The sequence below is a fragment of the Pseudokineococcus basanitobsidens genome (assembly GCF_037482545.1).
Lineage (GTDB): Bacteria > Actinomycetota > Actinomycetes > Actinomycetales > Quadrisphaeraceae > Pseudokineococcus > Pseudokineococcus basanitobsidens.
On the sequence record NZ_JBBIAA010000040.1, the window covers coordinates 1 to 9545 of the forward strand.

Genomic DNA, 9545 nt, shown 5'->3' on the forward strand with positions numbered 1-9545 from the left:
CACTCCACCCTCGGGTACTTGACACCCCGGGAGTACGACCTAGCCTCGATCTTTCGTGATCTTGCTGGGTGCGTGCTGGCCGGCGGGTCTGGCCGTCGTGGGGGCTGATTCTGACTCCGGGGTACGACAACGGGCCCGATCGGCTCGGGGTGGGCGCCGGGTTCCACTCCCGGGTGCTGCTGGTCCTGGGGGTCGGGACGGATGGGCTGGTGCTCAGCCGGGCGCAGGGGCGGGGCCGTGCAGCCGGCGTAGCCGGGTCAGGGCGTCGAGCAGGATCTGGACCCAGGGCGCGGTGGCGGCCAGATGCACGGTGGTGGCCCGCCCGGTCCGGGTGACCTTGCCGGCCACGGACAGCAGTCGTAGCCGTAGCCGCTTGGGTTCCCACCGTCGGGCGGCGTGGCCGGTCAGGGCGAGCATCTGGGTCCAGGCGGTGATCTCGGTGGCGAGGGCCACCACCGCGCACCAGACCTGGTTCTGGGCGAAGTCGTGCAACGGCAGGTTCCGCAGGCCGGTGTCCTTCGCGGTGCGGATCCGGTCTTCGCAGCGGGCGCGGCGGCGGTGGCGGACCTCGAGGTCGGCCAGCTGGGTGCCGGGCCCACCCGCGGGGGTGTTGGTCGCGAAGGCGGTGACCCGGTTGCCGTTCACGTCGGTGATCCGCAGCTGTGCGCCGAAGTGCGGGCGCTCGGTCCGCACGATCACCCGCATCCCGGCCGGCCAGGAGGTGAGGTCGAGCAGGTCGGTGAGCTCGGCGACGAACGCGTTCTTCCGGATGGCGCCGTCGGCGTCCAGGGCCGGTGACCACGCCTGCTCGGGGATGACCTGCAGCAGGTCGGCGGTGTTGTGCGGCAACGAGAACCCCACCGAGTAGGCCAGCCGGCGGCGGGCCAGCCACGCGAGGAGCTCGTGGGTGCCGCCCGCCCCGTCGACGCGCACCAGCACGCCCTTGCCGGGACGGCGCCCGGGGCGGTGACCGGGCAGCTGGCGCAACGACTCCTCGATGACGGTGATGTGGTCGGCGGCGGTGTTCGACCCGGCGTTCCCGCGGCGCAGGAGCACCGCCAGGGGCTCTCCGGTCCCGGTCGGGCCGTGGTCGACGAAGGCGCACAGCGGGTGGAAGCCGTACCCGCGCTTGAACGTCGGCGCGGCCTGCTCCTTCTCGCTGTGCGCCGTGACGAGGGTGGCGTCCACGTCGACGACCACCGGGCGGGCGGCCGAGGCGCCGTGGTCGGGGGCGTGCTCGCCCGCGGCGGCCCACGCCCGGGCCCGGACCGCCGCGCGGGCAGAGTTGATCGCCGCGAGGGCCCTCGGGGCGTCGGCGGCCAGGGCGTCGATCGTCCGGGAGACCGTCGGGTCGGAGGCCACCAGGCCGAACAGGGCCGGCTCGGCCCGCAGCATCGCCACGTCGGCCAGGCAGTCCCCACCCCCGACCAGCGACACCGCCAGATCGGTGACGACCTTGGCGGGATCGTGCACCGCCAACGGCTTGCGCCACGGGCCCAGCGCACCGGACAGCTCACCGTCCAGGCCCACCGCCCGGACCGTCTCGACCGCCAGCAGCAGCCCCGCGTGCGAGGCCACCCCCGTGCCCGCAGCGTCGACCGACAACGACGGGTAGGACCCCGTACTCTTCTTCACCTGGAAGGTGCTCCTCTTCCTGCGGCGTCACGACCCTCAGCAAGTCGCATCGTCGCAGGTCAGGGGCACCTTCCTCTGTTCTACGCGCCGGTCACCGGCTTCCGGCGTGAAAGCCCCGGGCTAGGCTACCGGGACATCAACCAGATCGTCGGCCTCGCGGCATAGCCTTTCCGTGTCCACCAAAGTGATTACACTTCAGTCGCCTTGAGCGGTGGCCCTGCGGGTGCGGGTCTGTCCCACTCGACGATCCTCTGCTGACACGCTGAATCGGTGATCAGCCGCTGGCGTGGGCAGCCCGCACCGCTGCGCGCCGTGGTGCTGCTCCTCGTCGTGGCCCTCACCTGCGGCACCGTCGTCCACCTGGTGCAGCTGCTGACCAGCGGCGGCAATCCGTATCCGGGGCTGCCCACCTGGCTCAGCACCTACTTCGTCTCGCTGACCGTGCTGGACCCGCTCGCCGCGCTCCTGCTCGAACGACGCCACCGCGCCGGGGTCGTCCTGACGGTGGCGGTCCTGGTCACCGACGCCACCGCCGACGCCCTGGCCAATTACACCTACGACCCCACCGCCGGCATCACTACGGGGCGGATCGGCCAGGCGGTCATCACGTGCCTGGCCCTCGGCGCCCTCGCCGCTGCGCCAGCGATGTGGCGCAGCGCCCCATCCGAGCACCGCACCGCCTGACCCACCTGCGGCTGAGCAGCTCACGGGCAGACCCGATTCCGCCCTCCCGCGACGACTCCACCGACACGAATCTGGGACGTACCGACACGCGACCGACACGGAAGTGGGACGCCGACACGAATCTGGGATCCCTACAGCGCGTGTAGGAGCTCGCTGAAGTTGTCGTAGGCGCCGTGGGCTGACCTGCGACGTTTCACGGCCGTGTCAGCGCCGGCGTCTCACGATCCTGTCGCGATCCTCGGCCGGGCTCCGCCCCAACCTCGAGGCGAGGCGTCCGTCGCGGCGGGGGAGTGGCCAGCACCGCTGGCGGCGGCGTTGGGGGCGTCCCGTATGACGCACCTGCGCGGGATTTCCATGCGGACGGGTCTGCTGGCGATGTCGCCGCGAGGCCGCGCCTCGCCGCCCCTGCGACCTGCACCGTCGCCGGTTGAGGGTCGACTACCGGACGCGACGAGGGCAGGTGCCACCTGCTCGTGCGCGAGTCCCGCCGCCCGGCACGATGACGTGACAGATATCGGTCTCGGTGCAGTCGGCAGGGTCGAGTCCGTCACTGCGGCTGATGAGACCTTCGAGCTCCGCCTCGAGCACGGCGAGTTCCCGTCGCCGGGCCCGGATGCCGTCCAACTTCGAGCGGAGCAGGGAGTCGACGTGCGCGCACGGGACGGTGCCGTCGCGACGCAGTTCGAGAATGTTGGAGAGCTCAACCAGGGTCAGTCCGGCCGCCTGCCCGCTACGGATGAAGGCTAGCCGCGCGAGGACCGAGGCGTCGTACTCCCGGTACCCATTGACGCCCCTCTGCGGCTGAGGCAACAGACCCCGGCGCTCGTAGAAGCGGATCGTCTGCGTCGACACGCCAGCCGCGGCTGCGGCCTCTCCGATGCGCATGAGGCGACCCTACGACTTGACCTTGTACTGCGGTTGAAGGTGCACCCTCACGGTATGGACGTCGCGCTGCTGTACTTCGAGGACTGCCCGAACTGGAAAGTCACTGAGGAACGACTAACGGCGCTCGTCGCCGAGCGTCCGGACGTCCTCGTGAGCCGCTACCTGGTCGACACCCCGGAGGAAGCAGAGCGGACCCGGTCCCACGGCTCGCCCAGCATCCAGGTCGACGGCGTGGACCTCTTCGCTACGCCCGACGCCAAGGTCGGCCTGTCGTGTCGCAGGTACGCCAGCCCTGACGGGTACCAGGGCACACCCACACTCGATCAGCTGCATGCGGTGTTCGCTGATGCGTAACCGGATCGCCGACATCAGCGCCCAGTGCAGCAGCAGGGAGCGTCGCTCATGAGTCAGCACCTCGATCTGATCGTCATCGGCGCCGGCATGGCTGGTGTTGCGGCCGCGCACAAGTGCGCAGCCCAGGGGTGGCAGGTGGCCATCGTCGACGCGCTCCCCTACGGGGGTACCTGCGCGTTGCGGGGCTGCGATCCGAAGAAGATCCTGCGGCGGGGCGCCGAGGTCATCGACAGTGCGCGCCTGATGCGCGGCAAGGGCATCGACGACGCGGGCCTGTCGATCAACTGGCCGGACCTGATGGCGCACAAGCACGGCTTTACCGACCCCGTCCCCACGAGCATGGCGGACGGGCTGCGTGACAGCGGGGTCACCACCCTGCACGGCCGCGCGAGGTTCACCGGCCCCCGCCGGCTGGAGATCGACGGAGTTCCCTACGACGTCGAACGCTTCCTCGTCGCAACCGGCGCACGACCCCGGCCCCTGAACTTCGCGGGCCACGAGCACCTGATCGACAGCACCCGCTTCCTGAACCTCGAGGAGCTGCCTTCCCGAATCTTGTTCGTCGGAGGCGGCTTCATCTCCTTCGAGTTCGCGCACATCGCAGCCCGCGCCGGCAGCTCGCCCGTCATCGTCGACCGCGGCGAACGCCCGCTGAAGAACTTCGACCCAGACCTCGTCGAGCTCCTGGTCGACCGCGGCCGACAGGTCGGCGTCCAGCTGCGCCGCACCACCACGATCGTCGACGTGACCCCCGCCGACGGTGGCTACCAGGTCACCCTCGAGCACGCTGGCGCTCAAGAGACGATCGAAACCGACGTCGTGGTCCATGGCGCGGGTCGCGTCGCGGAACTCGCCGACCTCGACTTGGACGCCGCCGGCGTCGGATGGGGCCAACGAGGCATCCAGGTCGCCGCTCACCTGCAGAGCACGTCCAACCCTGCCGTCTGGGCCGCCGGTGACTCAGCCGACACCGACGGGATGCCGCTGACCCCGGTCGCCGTCGCCGAAGCCAAGGTCGCCGCCTCCAACATGATCAAAGGGACGACCACGGCCCCGGACTACAGCGGCATCCCCACCGCGGTCTTCACCATCCCCGAGCTTGCCCGTGTCGGCATGCTCGAGTCCGAAGCCCGCGAGCACGGTATCGACCTCGCCGTCCGCTACTCCGACACCAGCGGCTGGTACTCCAACTACCGCATCGGCGAGAACACCGCAGCCGCCAAAATCCTCATCGACCAGTCGAACGACCAGATCGTCGGCGCCCACCTCCTCGGTCCCAAGTACGGCGAACTGATCAACACACTCGGCCTGGCCATCAAGCTCGGCCTCACCACACGCCAGCTCAAGTCCGCCACAGCCGCCTACCCCACGGTTGGGTCCGACCTTGCCTCGATGCTCTAGGGGATCTCCAGCTCACCGATCATCGTCGAGCGCCACCAGCTGATGCCCATGGCGCCACGGTGGCACACCCCGTGCCTAGGCGGTTGGCCTCGCACTAGCGGGCCACGTTGCCCCTAGGCCTCGCTGCGTTCCGGATGACGATCGGCTGCGGGACGGGCAGCGGAGCCGCCGGTTAACTGAGTCCTGCGGCGACCAGCGCCGCGCGGACGTAGGCGACCTCGGCCTCGCCGGCAGCCGCTTGGGGGAGCCGCATCGCGGGGGAGGGGATCCGCCCGAGCAGCGCCAGGGCCAGCTTCGAGCGCAGGGCTCCGTTGCCGGAGCCGCAGACCAGGTCGACGACAGGCAGCAGCTGAGCGAAGGCATCGCGGGCGGCTGGCAGGTCGCCGGCGTCGACGAGGGCGATGACCTCGGCGAGGTCGTCTCCGGCGAGGTGTCCGGCCATGCTGACCAGCCCGACGGCGCCGACGGCGAGGAAGGGCAGCAGCAGTGCCTCGTCGCCGGAGTACCAGGCCAGCCCCGTGCTGGGGATCAGGCGGGTGGCGGTGGCGACGTCACCGGTGGCGTCCTTGACCGCGACGACGTGCGGGTGCTCCGCCAAGCGGGCGTAGGAGTCCACGCTTAGCCGTAGGCCGGTGCGGGGCGGGACGTCGTAGAGCATCACTGGAAGGTCGGTGGCGTCTGCTGTTGCGGTCAGGTGGGCGACGACGCCGTCCTGGGAAGGTCGGGAGTAGTACGGCGTCACCGCCAGCAGGCCGGTGGCGCCGGCGTCGGCGGCCTGCTGGGCCAGGGCGACGGCGTGGCGGGTGTCGGGCGACCCGGCGCCGGCGAGGACCGCCGCGCGGCCGTCGACCGCGTCGACGACCGCCCGGACGAGGTCGGCCTTCTCCGCGTCGGTGGTGGTGGGCGACTCACCGGTGGTGCCGTTGACGACGAGACCGTCGTGCCCGTGCTCGACCAGGTACGCGGCCAGTGCGGCGGCGGCCTCGAGGTCGACGTCGCCGTCGGTCGTCATCGGGGTGACCATCGCGGTCAGCAGGGCGCCGAAGGGGCGTGCGGTCTCGCTCAAGGGCATGCCCGCGACGGTATCGACGGGTGTGCTCGTCGTCGGTGCGCTGGCTGATCAGTCGTGCACGAGGCAGAACTCGTTGCCCTCGGGGTCCTGCATCACCTGGAAGGAGCCGGCCTCATCGGTGACGACCTCGCCGACGCGAACAGCCCCCAGCCCGACCGCCCGGGCGACGGCGACCTCGATGTCGTCCACCTCGAGGTCCGGGTGCAGGCGGTTCCTCCCGCCCTTCACGTCGGGGTCCGGCTGGAAGGCCATTCGCAACGAGCCGGGAACCTCTACGTGGGACCAGCCGCGGGCCCGGTCGACCGGCTCGCCCCCGAGGATCTGAGCCCAGAAGCGCACCAGGGCCCGTGGGTCACGTGCGTTGATCACCAGCTGCTCCACCCGCGCCCGCATCCACGAAAGGCTAGAGCGGAGCGCCGACGCAAGGGATGCTCCGGGCCCGTCGACCCTGACCGCGCGGCCGCCGCGCCGCCGTCCCTCGACCTCCCGGCAGCCGATCGATAGCGGAACGCTGTCCGGCCAGCGATCGTGTCCGGTGCGGGGCAGGCAGCCCGATGACGGCGACCGCTCGACGGCGCTCCCGACGACGGCCGCGTCGGTGCGTACGGTGGTCGAGATGGCGGCGAGACATGACCAGCAGGCTCAGCCTTCGACCGCGGGGGCGTGGTGGGACAGCCCCACGGGAAGCGGAGTCATCGGCGGGGCAGTCGGCGGGGTAGGGGCCGTGGTCCTCCATGGCGTCCTGGACCAGCTGCTGTCCGGAGGAGGTCTGCTCTCCTACCTCTTGGCCGTGGTCGGGGCGCTGGTCCTGGTCGCCGTCGTATCGCTGGTCCTGCGCCGGCCTTAGCGGGGGTCTTGTCCGGAAGCGTGCCGGTAGTCGATCGACAGCGGGACGCTGTCCGGCCAGCGATCGACAGCGGGACGCTGTCCGGCCAGCGATCGACGGCGGGACGCTGTCCGGCCAGCGATCGACAGCGGGACGCTGTCCGGCCAGCGATCGACGGCGGGACGCTGTCCGGCCAGCGATCGACAGCGGGACGCTGTCCGGCCAGCGATCGTCCGCGGGATGCTCGGGTGCGTTGTCGAGGACGTCGCCTTCCTCCGGCGGCCTCAGCGGGCGTGGCGCGCCCTCGGCTGCTCCGGCTCGGGAGTCATCGGACCGTCGGATCGACGGCAGCGAGGCCCTGGGGAGGGTGGCGGTAGTTCGAAGGCAGCGCCTGCCACGAAGTCCAGCCGTCGTCGTCCAGGCGGCTGCGGAACCACGCGGTGGTCTCGCCGTGGAGCTCGTCGGGCAGCTCCTGCGGTGGGAGATGCCTCGGGTCCCATGACGCCTCGGTGCGCCGGCGGTGGAAGCCGGCGTCCCGGATCCGCTCGGCAGCGTGCTCTGGGGAGCGGGCCCACATCAGGTAGCGGCCGGTCCAGCTCGACGCGCCGGCGTCTTCGGTGTCCACGCCGTAGACGCCCTCGGCCGCGGGCTCCCCGCGTCGGGACCGCCGCTGAGCGCGGGTCAACGGCAACTGCTTGGCCACGGCCGGATCCTCGCGCCTCAGCGGCGCTGCTGTCCTGCGTCGCCGGTCAGAACACCTATCCGGTGTCGACGAGTCCGGCGTCGCCGGCGCGGCCGGATCACCGCCTCCACGGCCGAGTCCTGCGCCGCATGAGGATCCGCTGCGGGATGGCGGGGGAGGGGCCGGAGGTGCGCCCTGCTCGGGCGTTACGGACGTGCTGGCAGGCGGCCCCGGACTCCGAGGGGTCGTGCAGCACGATGGACACGTGACCGAGATTCGACCCGCACGAGCTGCTGATGCGGAAGACATGGCAGAGGTGCAGAACGCGATCTACCGCGCGGGCCTGCGGGCGAGCCCGGTCGACGCCGCGGTGATCCATGAGCGCTACCTCGACCCGGACTACAGGGTCGCGTGCACCGTCGTCGAGCAGGAGGGGCGGGTCGTCGGCTTCCAGTCGCTTAAGCGGGCGTGGCCCGGGAACCCCTATGACGTACCGGAGGGCTGGGGGATCATCGGCACGCACATCCGCCCCGACGTCGGTCGTAGCGGACTGGGGCGCCGCCTGTTCGCCGCGTCTCTGGCAGCGGCGGAGGCCGCCGGGTTGAGGCACATCGACGCCAGCATCGGCGTCGACAACGCGCCTGCCCTGGCCTACTACTCGGCCATGGGCTTCGAGCCGTACCGAGAGGGCACTGACACTGTCCCGCACCGCTTCGACGTCTGATCGCTGACGCCGAGGCGTCCTCGATGAGCCACCTCCCCGCGCACGGGCCGGTCGCGCTGGCGTCTTCCCCGTCGCCCTCGTCAGCCCGTGTCGCCGGGCCCGGCGGGATGACGGGAGCGAGCACGCCTGTGTCCGTTCAACAATCGACTTCGACACGTGGTTGCCCGGGCTGGGGTGGTCAGGTCGTGGTGGCGTCGCGCCGGGCGGTGCGGATGGGGCGCGAGCCGAGTGCGGCGAGGCCGGTGGCGGTGACGAAGGCGCCGCCGAGGAGGAAGGGCGTCGCCGGGGTGGTGAGGTCGACGAGGACTCCGGTGGCGGCGTAGGTCGGGGGGGCGCCGCCGAGGCTGGCGAGGCTGGCCACGGACATGACGCGTCCGACCTGGTCGGGGTCGGCGGCGGCGAGGGTGAGGCCGCCGAAGACGGGGGCGATGACCCCTGAGCCGAGGCCGAGGAAGGCGGCGGCCCCGACGGCGGTGGCCAGGTCCGGGGCGAGGGCGATGCCGGCGAGGGCCAAGCCCATGACCGGTAGGCAGCAGACGCCGACGAGACCGGCGCGCCGGGGTGAGCCGGTGAGGGTCAGGACCACCGAGGCGAGGGCGGCGGCGGCGCCCCAGGCGCCCAGGGTCCAGCCGACGCCCTGGGGGCCCCAGCCGGAGGCGTCGGCCAGCAGCGGCAGGCCGACGTTGATGGCGCCGGCGAAGCCGAGCTCGGCGACGGCGGTCAGGACGAGCAGGGGGAGCAGGAGGTGGTGGCCGCGGACGTAGCGCAGGCCGGCGGTGACGTCGTCGAGCAGGTCCCGTGCGGAGGGCCGGCCGCCGGTCCGGGTCGCTGCCTCGGGCTCGCCCCCCGTGGGCCGCTCGTGCTGTCCGGCGTCCTCGCCGGTCGCGGCCGAGCCAGTGGTGGTCGGGGACGTGCGTGAGCGGGTGCGGGTGGCGGTCAGTGCGGCGACGGAGACGGCGAAGAGCCCGGCGCAGACGAGGTAGACGACCGACAGGTTGGTGGTGGCGATGAGCCACCCGGCCAGCGGGGCGCCGGCGACGGCGGTCGCCCGGTGGACGACCTGGCGCATCGCGGTGACCCGGGACAGCTCGTCCGGAGCCACGAGCACGACGGGCATCGCGCCGACGGCGGGGATGAAGACGGCGTCGACGACGCCGAAGACGACGGCCAGGGCGATGAGCACGGCGGCGGACGGCTGCTCGAGCAGCAGCAGGGCGGCGACGGCGAGCATCACGACGGTGCGGGCGGCGTCGCCGACCAGGGCGGCCCGGGGGGGGGGGGG

Annotated in this window: 11 protein-coding genes; 5 read left to right on the forward strand and 6 right to left on the reverse strand. The window is 71.9% G+C overall.

Annotated features, from left to right (window positions below):
• Positions 1-213: 213 nt before the first annotated feature.
• A complete protein-coding gene (locus WDZ17_RS16590; protein WP_339576291.1) occupies positions 214-1635 on the reverse strand; it encodes an IS1380 family transposase in 1422 nt (473 codons plus the stop codon).
• A gap of 270 nt (positions 1636-1905) precedes the next feature.
• On the opposite strand from WDZ17_RS16590, the gene WDZ17_RS16595 reads away from it, so the two are divergent.
• Positions 1906-2319 (forward strand): hypothetical protein, encoded by a 414-nt coding sequence (locus WDZ17_RS16595; RefSeq protein ID WP_339576292.1) that lies wholly within the window; start codon positions 1906-1908, stop codon positions 2317-2319.
• A gap of 438 nt (positions 2320-2757) precedes the next feature.
• Here the strand turns inward: WDZ17_RS16595 and WDZ17_RS16600 are convergent, their stop codons facing one another.
• Positions 2758-3204 carry a heavy metal-responsive transcriptional regulator gene (locus WDZ17_RS16600; RefSeq protein ID WP_339576293.1) on the reverse strand — a complete coding sequence of 149 codons (447 nt, stop codon included), beginning with the start codon at positions 3202-3204 and terminating at the stop codon, positions 2758-2760.
• Positions 3205-3258: 54 nt separating this feature from the next.
• Here WDZ17_RS16600 and WDZ17_RS16605 point away from each other — a divergent pair, with 54 nt between their 5' ends.
• Positions 3259-3558, forward strand: coding sequence for a thioredoxin family protein (locus WDZ17_RS16605; protein ID WP_339576294.1), 300 nt, complete (start codon positions 3259-3261; stop codon positions 3556-3558).
• A gap of 48 nt (positions 3559-3606) precedes the next feature.
• Complete coding sequence (locus tag WDZ17_RS16610; protein ID WP_339576295.1) at positions 3607-4959, forward strand: dihydrolipoyl dehydrogenase family protein; 1353 nt, start codon at positions 3607-3609, stop codon at positions 4957-4959.
• 172 nt (positions 4960-5131) lie between these two features.
• On the opposite strand, the gene dapA is transcribed toward WDZ17_RS16610, so the two are convergent.
• Together dapA and WDZ17_RS16620 are read right to left on the reverse strand one after the other, a co-directional pair.
• Positions 5132-6031: a 4-hydroxy-tetrahydrodipicolinate synthase gene (gene dapA, locus WDZ17_RS16615; RefSeq protein WP_339576296.1), complete on the reverse strand. Its 900-nt coding sequence runs from the start codon at positions 6029-6031 to the stop codon at positions 5132-5134.
• A 48-nt stretch (positions 6032-6079) separates the two neighbouring features.
• Positions 6080-6424, reverse strand: coding sequence for a VOC family protein (locus WDZ17_RS16620; RefSeq protein ID WP_339576297.1), 345 nt, complete (start codon positions 6422-6424; stop codon positions 6080-6082).
• 331 nt (positions 6425-6755) lie between these two features.
• Between WDZ17_RS16620 and WDZ17_RS16625 the strand changes: the two genes are divergently transcribed.
• On the forward strand, positions 6756-6878 hold the full coding sequence (locus WDZ17_RS16625) for a hypothetical protein (RefSeq protein ID WP_339576298.1): 123 nt from the start codon (positions 6756-6758) through the stop codon (positions 6876-6878).
• Positions 6879-7182: 304 nt separating this feature from the next.
• Here WDZ17_RS16625 and WDZ17_RS16630 read toward each other — a convergent pair whose 3' ends face one another.
• Positions 7183-7560, reverse strand: coding sequence for a hypothetical protein (locus WDZ17_RS16630; protein ID WP_339576299.1), 378 nt, complete (start codon positions 7558-7560; stop codon positions 7183-7185).
• A 244-nt stretch (positions 7561-7804) separates the two neighbouring features.
• Here WDZ17_RS16630 and WDZ17_RS16635 point away from each other — a divergent pair, with 244 nt between their 5' ends.
• Positions 7805-8263, forward strand: coding sequence for a GNAT family N-acetyltransferase (locus WDZ17_RS16635; protein WP_339576300.1), 459 nt, complete (start codon positions 7805-7807; stop codon positions 8261-8263).
• A 178-nt stretch (positions 8264-8441) separates the two neighbouring features.
• Here the strand turns inward: WDZ17_RS16635 and WDZ17_RS16640 are convergent.
• A partial coding sequence (locus WDZ17_RS16640) for an MFS transporter (RefSeq protein ID WP_339576301.1) occupies positions 8442-9545 on the reverse strand: 1104 nt, incomplete at its 5' end.